Below are 18,032 nucleotides of genomic sequence, written 5' to 3'. Positions count from 1 at the left end.
CACCTATAAAATGGAGTACCGCGGAAAAATATGATAAAATATAACTGAAATTTTCCGTTTTTTTTGTGGAGGAAACAATATGTTTAGTAATTTGAAAAATTATTATGTAGGTCGAGCACAAAATAGAATCAACTGTAGGATTGAAACAATAGATAAAGAAAGAAAAGTATTGAAGGAATCGGAAAATAATATGTATGCTGGTTTGAAACCACTCAGGAATACTCATCTATATAAGAATAAACCTAGTCTGATAGAAAATATTAAAAGCGCTTCGATTGATAAAGTTATGAAACTATTGACTGTAACAATTGCTGAGGCGTTGGTTGAAAATGTTAAACTAAAACCAAATTTAATAACAACCTCTCCTGTAAAAGACGAAGAGATAAAAATGAAAAAAAATAATCTTGAATTTTTATCACCACAAGAAGTTATTTGGGGATGTGAAGATGAAGTCATGTCAAAAGAAGGGAAATTTTATTTCTTGCTAAATCTATTCGTGGATTTAGCAGATGATGAAAAGTATGCACCAATTATTCGCAGTATTCTAATAGATTATGTACCCTTTGCAACCTATGAAGCACTAGAAAAATCTGTAAATGAAGATACACACTTTGGTTCAGTATTTGCACCAGATTATAAAAATAGTAATATTGATGTTTTTGCAGAATCTATATATTTTTTTTGCTTGAATAACGAGTCGGATAAAATAATGAAACGTTTTACAGATTTTTTATATGGTCAATACGAATATGAATCAAAAGATGAAAAAGGTCGATACCTTAAAAAGTCTGAAATAGTAAATTTTCAAAATTTTGACAAAGCATTTCAAGAAAAATTGGATGATGTTCTTTCTCCTATTTATGCTATGGAAACTTATAGTTCTCTTGGTAAACGCGCCTACGACATTATTATTGATGACTTTAAAATAAATTCTGAATTACAGTACTATGATATGATTACGAGTCCAGAATCATATGACCACAGCACTTTAACTTGGAATGAAAAAAAGCTTAATGATGTTTTTTATTATTTATACAGCACAAGTGAGAAATATATTGAACAGTTGAAACAAATACAAAACGATTTGTACGGTAACATTGAGAAAGAATATTTTGATAGTCAAATGTTCCAACAAAATTCTAGCCCCTATTATTCTGAAAAACGTTTTTTTCAATTAATGGAACAGGAGGAAGAAAAAAGACTACTTCAATTAATGAAAGAAATGGAAGAACAACAAGTAGCGGAAGAAATAGAAGAGAAACGGTTTATTAAATTAATAGAAGAGCAAATGGAAATAGAAAGTTTAATAGAACAGGAAGAAGAGTAAGTTCTGCGTTTGTTAGAAACATAATATCTTTGAAAACAATTTAGACAAACGACAGGAAATGGTAATTTACTTTGAAAACTAAACATTGATAATTACTTATTGCACTTAATATGGTAGAATTGCATTAACTGTAAAGAGAGGGTGATGCCTAAATGATGACAACACAAGATTTAATGGACAAGTACGAAGTATCACGACAAACTGTAAACAATTGGGTTCGGAAAAACGAAATTCCTGCACCCACAGTAAAAAAAGGGCATCAGAATGCTTGGACATTTAGTCAAGCGGAACTTATTGACAAAAAATTGAAGCATAGTCACAGCGAACAATTGGAGTTGTTTAAAACTGAATCGACTCCTCTTCATATCAATAATAGAAGATATTTAGGCAGTAAACAGAAAATGCTAGATTTTATCAATGATGTTGTTTCGGAACACACCAAAAATGTTAAGTCAGTTGCTGATGTTTTTGGTGGAACAGGCGTTGTTGCTAATTTATTTAACAAGCAAGGCAAAAAAGTCATAGTTAACGATATTCTTACAAGCAACTACATTTCTTATGAAACATGGTTCGGGAATATGCCCGTAGATGAAAAAAAGATTCAGTTCAAAATTGAAGAACTGAATTCTCTTGAAGGTATACATGGATATGTTGATAAAAATTTTGGTAATAAATATTTTTCAGTTGAAAACGCACAAAAAATTGATGCAATCCGTGAAAAAATCGAGACTTACAACGATTTAAACGAACGTGAGAAAGCATTTTTGTTAACGTCTTTGCTATATGCTATGGATAAGGTGGCTAACACAGTAGGACATTTTGATGCATATCGGAAAAAAATGGATACCTTTAAACCTATTTATTTACGAGTTCCCGAATTCAATAAAAATGTTGGAAATGAAATTTACAATGAAGATGCTAATCAGCTAGTTAGAAAAATTAAAACAGACCTTGTTTACATTGATACACCTTATAATTCTCGGGGCTATGAAAGTGCTTATCATGTTTTAGAAAACGTTATGGAATGGAAAAAGCCGGACGTTGAGGGAGTGGCAATGAAAGCGGTCAACCGCTCTGAAAAATCTTCGGACTATACTAAATCTAAAGCACCCCAAGCATTTGATGATTTGATTCAAAATATTAACGCTCGATATATTTTAGTTTCGTACAATAATATGGCGAAAAAAGGAAATTCACGTTCAAACGCAAAGATTTCAAATGAAGAAATTATTGCCACATTGAAGAAACGTGGGCAAGTAGAAGTTTTTTCAATTGATTTTAATGCTTTTACAACGGGCAAGTCGAATATAGAAAATCATAAAGAATTACTGTATCTTTGCACAGTTGATGATGAAATAATTCAATCGCCACTGAATTATACGGGCGGGAAACAAAAATTGCTTCCACAATTACGACCATATTTTCCTTCAAGGTATACACGATTGATTGACTTATTTTCTGGTGGTGGTAGCGTTACTGCAAATCTGGCAAAAAATGGACAAGCAGAAAGTTATCTTATGAATGATGTTGAAAATCATGTGATTAATTTTTTTGAGTATATTTCAACTATTGATATAGATGATTTCATTAACCAAGCGGAAATGAAAATAAGTGAATATGGGTTATCTAATACGAAAAAAAATGGATATGAATTCTATTCTGCGAATAGTGCTAGTGGTTTAGGTGCATACAATAAAGAAAAATTTCTGAAGCTAAGGAAAGATTATAATAATTCACCGTCACCATTGCTGTTTTACTTGTTAGTTGTTTTCGGTTTTAATAATCAGATTCGCTTTAATTCAAAGGGTAAATATAATCTTCCAGTTGGTAAACGAGACTTTAACAAAAAGATGGAGGAAAAATTACGTAAGTTTGTAAAAGTAATACAGGACTCACCAATTGAATATTCCACCAAAGATTTCCGAGAAGTGAGTATAGACACAGGAGATTTCATCTATGCTGATCCGCCGTATCTTATTACGACGGCAGCTTACAATGAAAATGGTGGTTGGTCTGAAAAAGATGAAAAAGACTTATACGATTATTTAGATAAAGCAAATGAAAATAATATTAAGTTTGCTCTTTCAAATGTGATAATTCATAACGGAAGAGAAAATGAAATCCTTAAAAGTTGGGCTTCAAAATATAATTTGTACGTCTTAAACTATAATTACAATAATAGTAACTATCAGTCCAAGGCTAAACAAAGTGAAACAGTTGAAGTTTTAGTCACAAATTACGAGAGGGATATTTAATGAAGCTTACAAATACCGCAGAAACATTTAATCTAGGTGACACAAGTTTTAGAAGAAAAACATTAATTGACGACTATAAAACTTTGTTGCCTTATCTTCAAGAAACAAATCTAGAATTCAATGAATGGAATAATGTCGCGCAAGCAGAATTTTACGAAAAAATTTTGACAAAAACAGATTTATTTTCTAGGAATACTGATGAGGATTTTGCAAAACGTGGGAGAACCTTAACCAATGCCTTAGTTAAAATTGGGCTAACAAATTCAAAAAGGAAACTTTCAAGAGTTGCTAATAGTTGGATAAATGAAAATACGCTTAGTGCAAATGATGTTGAACGTTCACTAGGAATTGATGCGAATAATTTATTATTCACTCGTCAGCTGTTAAAACTACGTGTTTATGATTCAAATAAGATGAATTATTTTTATCCATTTCGTGTCGCATTGGGATTGGTGATAAAGTATCAAAATATCCCACAACAAGATTTTCTAACACTAATTCATTTAATTCAGCCGTCATTTGATAATAGGAAAATAAAAGACATCATTAACGACTATCACAGTGTTAATGATAATAATGAAATTTTTTCGGAATTTTTGGATAGAAATTTTCCAGAGAATACAAGTGAATTGACTGCTGATGAACTTTTTTCAAAAAAACCATTAAATAGAAAAGAATTTGATTCGCTGTTCGTGAATAGAAAATCTTCAGCTACGCAAGGAATATATTTTGAATTTGTAAATAAGTTGTTGGCGTTTAAATCTAACAAAAATGTTGAAAATTTAGATGCTTTGCTTGAATTGAATTCTAACGATAAATTAACAAAGGCATTTGGATTTGGAAAAGCTATTTTTGCTAAAACGAATTTTATGAAATCTAAAAATATCCAAGATTTTTTAGATGAAAACGTAGATAATGATTTGCTGTCAGAAAATAATACGTTGATTTACAATCAATTTGTACTTTCTAAAAAAGATGATATCGTTCGTGAGTATCGAGATATGACAAAACGAACCTTCAATTTATCGGGATTATTAGACTTCAATACTGGACTAGTCAATGCTACCAATCAAGATGTTCTTTCGATAATATTTAGTTCTATGAGTTTCTCGGGAACTGAAAACTATGCTGATTATGAAGAAAACTTGAGTTACTCATTCTATCAAGAATCTACAATAACTGAGGTATTGGATTTAGATGAATCTGCTATTTTGTCGGAAATTAAAGCATTTCTTGGAATTGAAAATACTTCACAAATCGAAAGTGTTGTTTTAACGCAAAAAGAAGATAAATTTAGAAAATTTATCTCAAAAACATTTCCTCGAGAAAAAATTATTGAAATCTTACCGCTATTTTCAACAAGAGATGATAAAAAAATTAAATCAGAAGTATCAGAATCGGCAACGGTTCCAACAATTTATGAATATATTGTTGCTATTGCATGGTTTTATATTTCTAAAGAAGAATTTTTTATTACAAAGAGTTTGAATTTAACCTTAGACGGTGAAATGCGTCCGTTATCACATGCAGCTGGTGGTGCTGGTGATATTGTCATTGATTATGAAAACTTGACATTAATGCTTGAAGTTACTTTGATGAATGCCCAAGCTCAAAAACGTGGAGAATGGGAGCCAGTATTACGACATGCAACAAATTTGACGGTAGACAACTTTGATAAGAATGTCATTACTTTATTTATTGCTGATGAACTGGACGATAATACTGTAAATATTTGGCGAGCAGTTGCAAGTGTACCTCTACGGTCATCAAATAAAGATGAAATTGCAGATTTAGTAAAGATTTTCCCTCTGGAGAATCGAGAACTACTTCATATGCTGAAAAACAATCTCGATGAACGAAAACTATTAAAAGCAATTGATGAATCATACGAAGAACTTGCGGGCAATTTTGACTTAAGTTGGCGAGATAAAATTTTTGTTGAAGCTAATATGTAAAAATGTAGTAGTTTCGATTTAAACGGGAATGTTTTTTAGTCAATGGAAAATATCACTTAATGGTGTGAACTTATGGTAAAAGCTAGCTCAATTCGTTTTATTTAGGGTTAAAATTCACACCATTCAAATGATATTAGTTGAAATTAGATGAAGTTTTGTTATTTGTAATCGCCCAAAAGATTTGATAATAAAAGCTTTTGAAAGTTATTCAATTAGGCGTTGTTCAAACCAGGTCTTAAGAAAGCTCGTAAAGCATCACAATTCTCAAAACGTTAATTATTTGGAGTCGTTGCGAACATGTTCGCTTACCAATCAATTACAATGTTTCAAGACACTTTCTCGCAATGAGAAAGTGTCTTTTTTATCAATCTCTCTAACCCAACCCTCTCCAAAAAATGGTATCATTAAGTAATGAAACATAACCATAAAAAATAACAAATATCGGAGGCAAAAAATGAGTAGTGTGGTTTGTCAAAGTTGTGGGGCGAATGCGTTTAGATGGTACGATACCGCTGATCAAGTGGTGGAATGTAAGTATTGTCATTCCAAACAAGCTTTTATAAAAGGTATGGGCGTCGAGTCAGCCATAAAAGTTGTTGGGGGAAAAGAAGAAGCGGAGACGGATTCTGAATACCAAGAACGGATTATTCATCAATTTGGTTTGAAAGATCAAGTGATTGAAGTGAAGAATTATTCATTAATCGATATTCCGTTAACATTTGTTGTTTGGTTGTATTTAGATATTTTATTAGGAGCGTTGTTTATCTGTGGTGGTTTTCTATCTAAAAACTATCGGGCTTGGTACGCCAATTTACTTCGTTGGCACTTTTGTGGTTGGCGGTATACAAAGTCAGCGACTGAAAAAGAGAAGGCAAGTCAACGGATTAGAGGCAGTCTGTTGATTAAATGGCTACTTCAAGAGGACCCCGACAAAACGAAAAAATTAATAATGGTTGGCGTGTCCATTTTGTTCACTTTCTTGTTCGTTTACACTACAGGAAACAGCGCTGCCTAAACGAAATATTTATTGAAACACTTTCTGTTGATAGAAAGTGTTTTTTTTATACCATTAATGGAGTAAGTGAGTATTTCAGTGTTTCGTCAATGTTTTTCTATATTCATTAGGAGAGAGTGTATAGAGAGCTGAAAAATTTTTATAAAATTGGCTTACGTTTGAAATACCAACATTTTGAGAGATTTCAGCGATTGATAATTCTGAATAACGCAATAATTGTATCGCATTTTTCATCCTTTGTTCTGTTTGAATTTCTTTAAAGGTTTTATTGAAAGTCTGTTTGATTAACTGAGATAAATATTTTGGATGGTAATTAAATAATAATGCGGTTTCCTTTAATGTACAGGTGCGAGCATTTTTTTCTATATAATCGATAATTTCTAACATATGGCTGGTTTTATTGCTAATAGGGGCAACTTTCTTTGTGGAATTTTTCTGATAATCACGGATAAGCTGAATAAAAATTAATGAAAAGAGTGCTTCTATCGCATGTTTACTAAAAGTATCATTTTGGAAATATTCACAAATTAGTTGATTGAGAAAAGCAATTGTATTCTTATGGTTATTCTGAAAAATCATATAGCCGTCATGGTGGTTATTTTCAGTAATTGCTGAAAATAAAAAAGTACTTAAAATGCTTGTTTCACCTAAGCCCATAATAAATGCTCGTGAAAAAAAGTCATTGCTTAGACTAATATTAAAGACAATATCTTTTTCACTTAGTCTGCCTTTTGAGCGAAGAACATGCCGATCAACAATGCATAAATCTCCTTCTTTTAGTAATACCTCGGTTCCGTTTACTTGATAATGACAGCTTCCAGAATAGACATAATTAAGATTTAAATTAGTATGTACATGTAATGGTACATCTGTGAATCGCGAATCTCTTCTAATTTCAATAAGGTTTTGTTTTAAATTTGGTAATTGAAACTGATAGACTTCTTGATCATGTAACAGAATTTTGTCTAGTTGTTCATAAATAGGGCTATGATAATTGGGATCCTCTAAATAATGGTGTTCGCTGTGGGTTAACAGAAATAAGTCTGATGGGAGTTGATTTAACAATTTTATCACCTTACCTTTTGTTATAAATGTTCTGGAAAACGATTATTGAAAGCGTTTTTTATAATTGTATAATTCAAGTATAACTAGTGATTGATATTTGTACAAGTATTGAAATACAAGTTGAATAGGAGGGTTATTGATGGATGTTCAAAAATTATGTCAAAGCATTTTGTCAAACATAGGCGGAGCCAAAAATGTGAAAAGTGTTACTCATTGTGCAACTCGCTTGCGTTTAACGCTAAATGATGAAGAGAAAATACAGCAAGAGTCTATAAATGATTTAGACGGCGTAATGGGCAGTATTGTTACCGGAGGACAATATCAAATAATTATTGGTCAAAGTGTCGGAACTGTTTATGCACACTTTACTCAGTTGCTGTCAACTGAGTCTGAAAGTGATCTGAGTCATCAAGAAATGGCCGAGCCAAGTGAACCATCAAAAAAAGGGATTATTCCACAAGTATTAGATACAATTACAGGTATTTTTACACCGCTGTTACCTGCAATCACCGCTGCAGCAATGATAAAAACAGTACTGGTGCTTTTAGATTTGTTCCATTTAATTGATCCTGCAGGTGGTACTTATCAAATTTTGACATTTGCTGGCGATACTGCTTTTTATTTTATGCCTGTTTTAGTTGCTTATTCTGCCTCAATAAAGTTTCGTTTGAATCCTTATTTAGGAACAATTATAGGTATGCTACTGCTACATCCGACCTTTGTTTCATTGGTAAGTGAAGGTAAACCATTAAAGATGTTTGGCTTTTTACCAATTACGTTAGCTAATTATAGTTCAACTGTGATTCCAATTATCTTAATTATATGGGTAGCTTCCTATGTGGATCGTTATGTCGAACGTTTTTGTCCTGAGTCAGTAAAGTTTTTCTTGCGGCCGTTAGTGACATTTTTTATTATGATTCCTTTAGCTTTGGGAATTATTGGTCCATTAGGAAGTTGGGTTGGACAAGGATTAGGAATTGTCTTAAATTTAGTTCAAAATTATGCTGTTTGGGTGCTACCATTTATTTTTGGTGCGTTATCGCCAGTCTTCATTATGACTGGGATGCATTATGCGGTAACAATTCCTCTCGTTTTACAATCTATCAGTTCCAATGGATTTGATATGTTAGGGATTGGGTTTTTAGTTTCTAATTTCGCTCAAGCAGGCGCAGCAATTGCTGTAGGTCGCTTTGCAAAGAGTCAGAAAGTACGAGGGTTGGCTTTTTCTTCAGGATTTACTGCACTGTTAGGAATTACCGAACCAGCTTTGTATGGCGTGAATTTAAAATATAAAAAACCGTTTTTAGCAGTGATTATTGCTGGTGCAATGAGTGGTTTACTTGCGGGTTTTCTGAATGTTAAGCGAATGACTTTTGCGCCAACAGGAATTACGACATTGCCTATTTTTATTGATCCAACGAATCAATGGAATTTTATTTTTGCAATTGTCTGTGCAGTGGCTAGTTTTATTTTAGCTTTTATTATAACGAGTGGTCTAGTTTATAAGGACCAGTATTTACGTAATGAATTGGAGGAAAAGTAAAATGACTTACACATTTTCAAAGGATTTTTTATGGGGCGGGGCTATTTCGAGTGGTCAAGCAGATGGTGGTTATTTAGAAGATGGCAAAGGTGTGGATACACAATCAATGCGTTACTTTGACCCTAACTGGAATCGTGAAGAACGGAATCGAAACAGAGATATTAATATGACCAGTGAGCGTTTCGAGCAAGCGCTGGTTGCAGAAGGCGATCGCAATTATCCCTTTAGAAGAGGGATTGATTTTTATCATAGATATAAAGAGGATTTAGCGTTGTTTGAAGAAATGGGGATGAATATTTTCCGAACATCCATTGATTGGTCGCGTATTTATCCAAATGGAGATGACGAGAGTCCTAATGAAGCAGGAATACAATTTTATGTTGATCTATTTACTGAATGCCAAAAAAGAGGAATGAAAGTCTTTGCTACAATGCTTCACTATGGGATTCCAGTTAATTTAGTGACCAAATATGGTGGTTGGAAAAGTAGAAAGACTATTGATTTTTTTGAAGTCTATGCACGTACATTGTTTGAGCGTTTAGGTGATTTAGTGGACTATTGGCTACCTTTTAATGAAATTAACTGTAATAGATTTAATCCATACAATGGGTGTGCCGTTATTGAAGATCAAGAAGAAAACTATAACCAAAGTATTTTTCAAGCAGGACATAATCAGTTCGTGGCAAATGCAAGAGCAATTAAAGCTGCAAAAGAAATACTAGGCGAACCAATGATTGGTGGAATGATTGCACGATTTACAACATATCCTGCGACCTGTAAGCCAGAAGATGTAATGCAAAGCATTTTGGATGAGAACTATAAGAATTACTTTTATACGGATGTTTTAGCACGAGGGAAATATCCTAGCTATACAAAGCGAATGTTTGATGAGTTAGGAATTACGATAGAAGTCGCTCCTGGAGATTTAGAATTATTAGCAGAGAATAAAGTAAACTTCCTATCATTTTCGTACTATATGTCAATGATAACTAGTGTCAGTCCTGATTATGAAATTACCAGTGGAAACTTACTAAGTGGGATGAAAAATCCTTACTTAGAAACAAGTGACTGGGGATGGCAAATTGATCCAATTGGTTTGAGAATTTCTCTAAATGAGATGTATGATCGCTATCAATTGCCGCTGTTTATTGCTGAAAATGGGTTAGGTGCTTATGATCAAGTAGAAGAGGATGGCGCAATTCATGATCCTTATCGGATTGACTATTTAGAAAAGCATTTACAACAAATGAGTGAAGCAATTGCTGATGGTGTAAAGCTTTTAGGCTATACTATGTGGGGAATCATCGATATCATTTCATGTGGAACCATTGAAATGTCTAAACGGTATGGTGTTATTTACGTGGATAGTGATGATGCAGGGAATGGAACGCTTGAAAGAAGTAAAAAAGATTCATTTCATTGGTATAAAGAGGTTATTTCTACAAATGGAGAAAGTTTGAATCGGTGATTTGCTGTTAGTGAAGAAAAATAAAAAGGACATCTATTGAGATCCTTTAGTAAAGAGAGCTTGGGCCATAAGTCGCAATAACTTACGGTCCAAGCTCTTTCCCATCCCCCTCACCGAGAAGACAAAATTTCATAAATCACATAGAGTTCCCAGTTGGAAATCTCTATTCGATAAAACTGTTCTAGGGTATAGAAAATGTTTTTAGCATTTTGGAAAAATGGTTTTTGGTTAATGGTTAGTTCCTCGAGGTTAGCAGGGATTTCATAGTCTTCAACGCCGAGCATTGTCCGCTCTACCATGAGCGCGTTGTGCATCATTAAGTTAAATTTCATTTTGCCGCTGAGTGTGAGGTCGAAGCGTTTTTCAATGTTTTTTGTAACGTTTTCGACTTGTTTAATAATGACGTCAGGATTTAGAAATTCTAGTTTTTCTGACAAGCCTTCTTTCGAGAAGAAGTGAACAAATTCGTTAATCATGCTATCAATGTTATTGGGATGCATCAAGTTTTGGAAAGGTTCCATCAACTGTGTTCCTGCATCTTCGTCTAACATGTCTAAGAGATTCACGCTAGCAACATTCGTATGGTTGTCTAAGTAAGACGTCGTCAAAATGAGCGAGGTTTCTTTTAAATAATTTTCTTCGGCGTTGGCAATGTCTAACGTGTTTACCAAATCTTTGTATTTTAGAGTAATGACTTTAATATCAGTATACAGGTATTTTTGACAGATTTGTTTGATTTGCTTGGCAATATCCAGACCTGAAATACTAGAGACAATGATATTTTTTTCCACTGAAAAGCCTTCAAAGTACTGTACATCGGTTTTAAATTTTTTTTCAGCGGTTTTAGCAATACCATAGAAAAGTTGTTCGTTCATTAATTGATGACCAATTTCCAACGCATAGGCAGTGGTCAGGTTATTGATCACCAAAAGTTCTCCAAGAATTTGCGGTTTCAAACTTTTATAAAGTTGTGTCAGGGAACCCATATCGACGAGCATAATGACGCCTTGTGATGTGTCCCGCTGAGAAAGCCAGTCTTTAACTTCGGCGACGATATCTCGGACGGAAGAGGTTAAGGGCATGTTAATCGCATCGAAAATATAGGTACCACATAATTTGTTGGCAACGGCTTGAATACTTGTGGCAGTCGATTCACCATGCGCCACGAGGAGCGCTTGGTAAGGAATCGTTTCAGAAATTTCTCCGCTAAGTAATACAGATAAGAGTACCTCTGTCAAGAAACGGTATTCTTCTGGCAGCGGACTGACTAAGTTTTTGACGAGGGAAACCGTTCGCGGATAGTGTTCTTTTAATTGTGTTTGGACTGGAAGGAACACTGTTTCGTTAAATGTTGGCGGTAAAATTTTCAGCAATTTGGCAACATCTTTCATCGGTTTTTCAGTTTGTTCAGGTTGGTTAATAATTAGTTTGTTTTTGGTTTGGACTTCCGTGACTAGGTTTTGTAAAAAATAATCATTTTCTAAGGTTATTTCATCGTCTAAACAATATTTAATGAATTGTGTCAGTTCAGTTTTTAAGTGGGCCAGTGTTTTTTCTTTTGTAAATAAGGCTTCAAATGTTGCGAAAATATCGGAAGAAAGTGTGTCTTCTTCTAACACTTCTTTGTCTAAAGGAATCGTAATCATTGGTTGAGTCGCATCGCCAATGACGACGGGTTGATTGGGCAAAGTTTTTCGTAATTGCGACGCGCAAAGGAGCTGCACTTTGTTGGATAAACTTCCCACGTTGCCAGGTTCGTCATTTTCTAATAATGCCGTAAAGATTTCTTCGTCCACGTTGATGTCTTTGGTCATTCGTTTCGCTTCTCGGTGGAATAAGTTTTTTAAAATCGCAATCCGTTCTCGAATGGGGCGCTCTTTGAAGTTCGGAAGTGAGACGATTACGGAAATTCGGCGATAAAAGGTTGGCAATAAGACTTTTTTCGGGTTTTCGGTGGTCGCAAATAGTAGCCGGACCTTGGAATGCACCATTTTTCCTTCTTCACCAATGGGGCGGAAGGTCCCTGTATCCATAAACTGAAAGAGTTTTTCTTGGTTTTCATTGGATAATCGATGTACTTCATCTAAAAAGAGTACGGAATTATTGGCTTGGGCCAAGAGTCCTTGCTTTTCTGATTCAGCTCCAGTAAATGCGCCTTTGGTATGGCCGAAGAGAATGGATGATAGCAATTCGGGATTGTTGGCATAATCGGCACAGTTAAAGGTGTAGAATTTTTCCAGGCCAATGATTTGTTCATTTTTCAGATACTCATAAATCAGCTTTGCCAAAAAGCTTTTGCCGACACCACTGGCTCCATGGATTAATAAAGGCATACCCAATGGGGGATACAACATAGCGGCTTTGCATTGTTCGATGGCTTTTTTGGCGCTGCCTTGGCTACCGATGTATTGTCGAAACACATCGGTCGTGGGGGTTGTTGCACGGGTTAATTGCCAATAAACGGGTTTTTTTCCCGTTTGTTGGACTTCACCTTTTTCCAATAATTTATTTAAGTATAAGCTGGTTACCGAGCGGCTTAATTGAATTTTTGTGGCAATTTCTTGTGTGCTCATCGGGGTGTTGCTGGTTTCTAAAATATCAACTAAGTGTTGGTAGGTCTCCAAGCGCATGATTCATCGTCCTTCCAAAAGAGAGGTCGGGAAAGGGGTTGCTTCTGTTCCCGCCGTTTATCAGCTTTTAAGCCTGAGATAAAAATCACTTTGGATTTTTGTCTCAGGCTCTAAGTGTTTAATGATTAAATGTTTATTGTTTCAATTTTAACAGATGCCTAGTAATCCTAGCAAGATGCCTAAGAACATGATGCCAAACATCACTACGTTAACATTGACTTTTTTGCGTAATAGCCAGAAAGCAAGTAATGTCACGGCTAATGGTACGATACCGACGAATAGTTGATCCAAATAGTCTTGGATTTTAACTACGTCTTTGCTTCCTTTAACGGAAACTTCAAGAATCGTTTTGAATTTTACATTTGAAGCAGTCATACTGCCCATCATCATTAAGCCTAGCATACTTGATACTTTTGTGAGTATCTTCATTCCGCCTGATTCGTACATTTTTTGGATAAAACTTTCACCGATTGAATAGCCGCTATACAACGCATAATAGTGAATTAAGAACGCAGGGACGTTGTATAAAAGTAAGAAGACAATCGCCCCTAATGGCGAACCAGTGCTGGCTAATGAAATCCCAATACCGGCAGCAATGACACGCAAGATGCCCCAGAAGAAGGAATCACCGATGCCTGAAAGTGGCCCCATTAGTGAGGCTTTAACCGCTGTAATAGAGCTAGCATCAAAATTTTCGTCTTCACTGTTTTGTTTTTCCATCGAAGCAACGAGCCCCATGATGAAGTTATTGATATGCATGGTTGCATTGAACCAAGTGGTGTGACGCACTAATGCCTCGGCCCGTTCTTCCTTGGTTTTATAAAAACGATTGATAACTGGGAGTAAAGTGTACATGACACCCACTGCGTGGTATTGTGTAGCTCCTGTCCGGCTAGCGTTCATCGTCCAAGAACGCCAGAAAACAGAGCGCATCATTTTTTTCTCTTCTTTAGATAAATTCTCTTTTAACTTCATGCGAAAAAGTCCTCCTCTTCGATTTCTTTCGCGCTGCCTTCAACCGCAGAAGACGCCGCAGGTTTTCTTTTTAGAATGTCGCGAAATTCTACATCCCGTTGGGCACTCACGACACAAATTACTGTCCCGATAACCGCCACCGCAACGGCTGGTAATTGTAGGTACGCGGTTAAAACAAAGCCTAAAATGTAAAAGACGGCTAATTTATTATCCCATAACAGTTTCATTAACATAGCAAACCCAACGGCAGGTAAAAGTCCGCCAGCTGCGCTTAAGCCGTTCATCAAATTTTGTGGAATACTTTCAACAAACAGATTTACTGGCCCGCTTCCTGCTAAAATTCCGATAAATGAAATCGAAGCGATGATTAAATAATAAATGATCCACGTTCCGTAATGCAGTGTCACAACCATTTTTTGGTTGCCTTCACGTGCTGCTTTGTCAAGAGAAGGAGCAAAGATATTCATAAAGACATTTTTTAAAAACATCACCACGAAAGCGGCTAACATCCCAATTGGTACGGCTAACGTCATGGCGGCTTTTTGTTCGACATTTGAAATAATTGCAAACGTTGTGGCTAAAGTAGTCGCAGTTACAGGTTCCGCTGCGATAACACCACCGATATTAACATTTCCTAAGAAAATTGCTTCTAAAGAGGCCCCCATTAGAACCCCTGTTTTCATGTCGCCCATTAAAATTCCTGTGACTAATCCAACGACTAAGGGACGTTCCATCATACTTTGACCAGTTAAATAATTCCCAGCAAAACAGATAAATACAGCTAAGGCTGCCATTGTTGCATGCATAAGCATTGTTCATTTCCTCCTTTTAATTGACGGCTTGTTTTAAACTTAATTTTGAGTTGGTTGGCAGTACTTGGTTATAGCTTTCCACGTGAGTCAAACTAGCTAATTCTTTGGCAGCTTCTAACTCTTCAGGGTTTAATTGGACACTTGGGAAAACCATTGTTTTGGTGGCTGGATCTGATTTATCAAAGCGGCCAGCATTGGCAACATTCACACTTTCAATATCTGTCACGTTTTTCGCAATTTTAGTAGCATCCGCTACACTGTTCACAATTACAAAAATTCGTTTGTCTTTACCACGAGGATCATTGAAGACATCAATCGCATCATCAACTGAGCGAATTAATAGTTTCATGCCATTAGGGACAGCCATTTTTAACGTCATTTGCATTACTTCGTTTTTGGCTGCTTCATCATTCGCTACAACTAATAAGGGGGCATTCAATTCTTTGGTCCAAACTACGGCTACTTGGCCGTGAATTAATCTGTCGTCTACTCGTACTTGTGTAATCATTTTAATTTCCTCCTAAAAAAAGTTTTCTTCTTCATTTGATGGGTTTAATTCAACGAATTGAATTTGTGCTTCAGCAATTGTTGCTTGAATATCTTCTTTGGTTAGCTTTTCGCCTTCTTTTAAGAAAATCAGCGACAAGGCAATGGCTAAGTTGGCATTGGAAATGATAAAAACATTGTCTGGTTTTGTCGTCATGACTTCTTGAACAATTTTTTGATTGACACTACCACCATATAAATCTGTTAAAATAATAGCTTGTTCTTCTGCGCCAAGGGACTGAAGAAACGTTTGAATAATTGGCGTGTAGTCCTCAGGAGTCACATAGGCATTGATGACCGCCAGCTCTTTTCCTTTGTCTGCGAGAATATCCAAGGAACTTTGGAAGCCTTTCGCTAAGTTTCCGTGACTAGCAATTAAAAATTTTCTTTTCATTCTTTTCACCTCACTTTTATATAAAGCAAGTTCTGTGCCAAAAAAAGAGAACTCTAAATCCTTGATTTGAAAGGAGTTTAACGTTCTTGAAACTGTTTAAACAGTTTTAAATCAAAATAAACACGTTAATCGTTGGCTAGTTTGTTGTTGAAAAATAACTAAGCAAAACTGTGAAATTTAATCAAAATAACCCCCGTTTTTATCGAGAAGTGTTACAATAATACTCATGAATATTTATACATTAAGGAGAGTTACGAATGACTGATGCTCTTGTGATACAAGATTTACGCAAAGTGTACGCTTCAGGTGTTGAAGCGTTGCGGGGGATTGATTTAACAGTCGAAGAAGGCGATTTTTATGCTCTTTTGGGACCGAATGGCGCAGGAAAATCAACGACGATTGGGATTGTGACCTCGTTAGTTAATAAGACTTCGGGGAAAGTCAAAATTTTTGGGTATGATTTAGATACGGAGATGGTGCGGGCGAAGCAACAGATTGGGTTAGTGCCGCAGGAGTTTAACTTCAATCCGTTTGAAACGGTCCAACAGATTGTGGTCAATCAAGCGGGCTATTATGGGGTGTCTCGTAAAGAAGCCATGAAACGGAGTGAAAAATATTTAAAACAATCCAACTTATGGGAAAAACGGAACGAGCGGGCGCGAATGCTTTCTGGCGGAATGAAACGTCGCTTGATGATTGCTCGCGCGCTGATGCATGAGCCGAAGTTATTGATTTTAGATGAACCAACTGCAGGTGTCGATATTGAATTGCGCCGTGAAATGTGGGCCTTTTTACAAGAGTTAAATGCGCAGGGAACCACGATTATTTTGACGACCCATTACTTAGAAGAAGCTGAGATGTTGTGTCGTAACATTGGGATTATTCAGTCTGGTGAATTGATTGAAAACACCAGCATGAAGCACTTGTTAGCAAAATTACAATTTGAAACGTTTATTTTTGATTTAGCACCTTATACGCAGGCGCCAGTTATTGAAGGCTATCAAAGTGTGTTTGAGGACGAGTTAACGTTAGCGGTGGAAGTGGAACGAAACCAAGGAGTCAATCACTTGTTTGAACAGCTAAGTCAACAAGGAATCAAAGTATTGTCAATGCGGAATAAGTCCAACCGTTTGGAAGAGCTCTTCTTGAAGATTACCGAGGATACGTACCAAAGGGAGGATCAACATGTTTAGTCTGTATTTTACTGCTTTAAAAAGTTTAGCTGTGAAGGAAACCAACCGTTATTTACGGATTTGGGTCCAAACACTGGTACCGCCAGTGATTACGACGTCCTTATATTTTGTGATTTTTGGGAAAATGATTGGCGGGCGAATTGGCGACATGGGCGGTTTTTCTTATATGGAATTTATCGTTCCAGGTTTAATTATGATGTCAGCCATTACAAGCTCGTACGCCAATGTTTCATCTTCCTTTTTCTCACAAAAATTCCAGAAAAATATCGAAGAAATTCTCGTGGCGCCAGTTCCAACTCATGTGATTATTTGGGGATTTGTGATTGGTGGCGTTGGTCGTAGTATTTTGGTCGGTGCGTTAGTCACCATCATTTCTCTATTTTTTGTGCCATTGCACGTTGTTTCTTGGCTGATGGTCATCATGACTTTGTTGATGACAGCGATTCTCTTTTCTTTAGCTGGTTTGTTAAATGGTATTTTTGCGCAATCCTATGATGATGTATCGATTGTGCCGACCTTTGTGTTACAGCCTTTAACCTATTTGGGTGGGGTTTTCTATGCCATTTCCATGTTGCCGCCATTTTGGCAAGCTGTCTCAAAAGTTAATCCGATTGTTTACATGATTTCTGGGTTCCGCTACGGTTTCCTAGGGGTTCAAGATGTGCCAATTGGTATTTCTATGACCATTTTAATCTTATTTATTGTCGTTTTATATGGCATTTGTTGGTACCTTGTAGAAACAGGGCGTGGCTTACGTAGTTAAGCCTGACGTAAAAAGATTAAACTGTCTGAATCACTCATTTTAGCGAGCAGATTCAGACAGTTTTCTTGTTTCTAAGTATGCCTTTTTTGAT

The 18,032-nt window shown here is 35.7% G+C and carries 14 protein-coding genes; 8 read left to right on the top strand and 6 right to left on the bottom strand.

Annotation, left to right across the window (positions count from 1 at the left end; genetic code table 11):
- Nucleotides 1-79 precede the first annotated feature (79 nt).
- The 4 genes from IGJ20_RS12750 (at nucleotide 80) to IGJ20_RS12735 (ending at nucleotide 6,552) form a co-directional block, all read left to right on the top strand.
- Complete coding sequence (locus IGJ20_RS12750) at nucleotides 80-1,327, top strand: hypothetical protein (RefSeq protein ID WP_126254820.1); 1,248 nt, start codon at nucleotides 80-82, stop codon at nucleotides 1,325-1,327.
- Between the two features lie 152 nt (nucleotides 1,328-1,479).
- Nucleotides 1,480-3,582 carry a Dam family site-specific DNA-(adenine-N6)-methyltransferase gene (locus tag IGJ20_RS12745; RefSeq protein ID WP_126254819.1) on the top strand — a complete coding sequence of 701 codons (2,103 nt, stop codon included), beginning with the start codon at nucleotides 1,480-1,482 and terminating at the stop codon, nucleotides 3,580-3,582.
- Nucleotides 3,582-5,537 (top strand): AlwI family type II restriction endonuclease, encoded by a 1,956-nt coding sequence (locus IGJ20_RS12740; protein WP_126254818.1) that lies wholly within the window; start codon nucleotides 3,582-3,584, stop codon nucleotides 5,535-5,537. Before IGJ20_RS12745 ends, IGJ20_RS12740 begins: the two co-directional genes overlap by 1 nt.
- A gap of 454 nt (nucleotides 5,538-5,991) precedes the next feature.
- Complete coding sequence (locus tag IGJ20_RS12735) at nucleotides 5,992-6,552, top strand: hypothetical protein (protein ID WP_010817722.1); 561 nt, start codon at nucleotides 5,992-5,994, stop codon at nucleotides 6,550-6,552.
- Nucleotides 6,553-6,627: 75 nt separating this feature from the next.
- On the opposite strand, the gene IGJ20_RS12730 is transcribed toward IGJ20_RS12735, so the two are convergent.
- Nucleotides 6,628-7,626 carry an AraC family transcriptional regulator gene (locus IGJ20_RS12730; RefSeq protein ID WP_002396794.1) on the bottom strand — a complete coding sequence of 333 codons (999 nt, stop codon included), beginning with the start codon at nucleotides 7,624-7,626 and terminating at the stop codon, nucleotides 6,628-6,630.
- A 130-nt stretch (nucleotides 7,627-7,756) separates the two neighbouring features.
- Between IGJ20_RS12730 and IGJ20_RS12725 the strand changes: the two genes are divergently transcribed.
- Both IGJ20_RS12725 and IGJ20_RS12720 read left to right on the top strand, forming a co-directional pair.
- Entirely contained in the window at nucleotides 7,757-9,160 is a 1,404-nt protein-coding gene (locus IGJ20_RS12725) for a PTS transporter subunit EIIC (protein WP_104859534.1), read from the top strand.
- A gap of 1 nt (nucleotide 9,161) precedes the next feature.
- On the top strand, nucleotides 9,162-10,628 hold the full coding sequence (locus tag IGJ20_RS12720) for a glycoside hydrolase family 1 protein (RefSeq protein ID WP_126254817.1): 1,467 nt from the start codon (nucleotides 9,162-9,164) through the stop codon (nucleotides 10,626-10,628).
- A 110-nt stretch (nucleotides 10,629-10,738) separates the two neighbouring features.
- Here IGJ20_RS12720 and IGJ20_RS12715 read toward each other — a convergent pair whose 3' ends face one another.
- The 5 genes from IGJ20_RS12715 to IGJ20_RS12695 form a co-directional block, all read right to left on the bottom strand.
- Complete coding sequence (locus tag IGJ20_RS12715) at nucleotides 10,739-13,258, bottom strand: sigma 54-interacting transcriptional regulator (RefSeq protein ID WP_126254816.1); 2,520 nt, start codon at nucleotides 13,256-13,258, stop codon at nucleotides 10,739-10,741.
- Between the two features lie 147 nt (nucleotides 13,259-13,405).
- A complete protein-coding gene (locus IGJ20_RS12710) occupies nucleotides 13,406-14,233 on the bottom strand; it encodes a PTS system mannose/fructose/sorbose family transporter subunit IID (RefSeq protein ID WP_002354796.1) in 828 nt (275 codons plus the stop codon).
- Nucleotides 14,230-15,045, bottom strand: coding sequence for a PTS mannose/fructose/sorbose/N-acetylgalactosamine transporter subunit IIC (locus tag IGJ20_RS12705; protein ID WP_002365419.1), 816 nt, complete (start codon nucleotides 15,043-15,045; stop codon nucleotides 14,230-14,232). The genes IGJ20_RS12710 and IGJ20_RS12705 overlap by 4 nt, the downstream gene beginning before the upstream one ends.
- Nucleotides 15,046-15,061: 16 nt before the next feature.
- Nucleotides 15,062-15,553: a PTS system mannose/fructose/N-acetylgalactosamine-transporter subunit IIB gene (locus IGJ20_RS12700; protein WP_002354800.1), complete on the bottom strand. Its 492-nt coding sequence runs from the start codon at nucleotides 15,551-15,553 to the stop codon at nucleotides 15,062-15,064.
- A 12-nt stretch (nucleotides 15,554-15,565) separates the two neighbouring features.
- Nucleotides 15,566-15,985, bottom strand: a complete 420-nt coding sequence (locus IGJ20_RS12695) for a PTS mannose transporter subunit IIA (protein WP_002389491.1) — start codon at nucleotides 15,983-15,985, stop codon at nucleotides 15,566-15,568.
- 257 nt (nucleotides 15,986-16,242) lie between these two features.
- Here IGJ20_RS12695 and IGJ20_RS12690 point away from each other — a divergent pair, with 257 nt between their 5' ends.
- Together IGJ20_RS12690 and IGJ20_RS12685 are read left to right on the top strand one after the other, a co-directional pair.
- Complete coding sequence (locus tag IGJ20_RS12690) at nucleotides 16,243-17,178, top strand: ABC transporter ATP-binding protein (protein WP_002354809.1); 936 nt, start codon at nucleotides 16,243-16,245, stop codon at nucleotides 17,176-17,178.
- The gene (locus IGJ20_RS12685; RefSeq protein ID WP_002354811.1) at nucleotides 17,171-17,941 is read left to right on the top strand and encodes an ABC transporter permease; all 771 of its coding nucleotides are present in this window, start codon (nucleotides 17,171-17,173) and stop codon (nucleotides 17,939-17,941) included. Before IGJ20_RS12690 ends, IGJ20_RS12685 begins: the two co-directional genes overlap by 8 nt.
- Nucleotides 17,942-18,032: the final 91 nt, after the last annotated feature.

It is taken from the genome of Enterococcus sp. DIV0294 (assembly GCF_050558155.1).
In the GTDB taxonomy this organism is placed as follows: Bacteria; Bacillota; Bacilli; order Lactobacillales; family Enterococcaceae; genus Enterococcus; species Enterococcus faecalis.
Note: the sequence above shows the minus strand (reverse complement) of the source record. Positions and strands in the feature narration are given on the sequence as shown.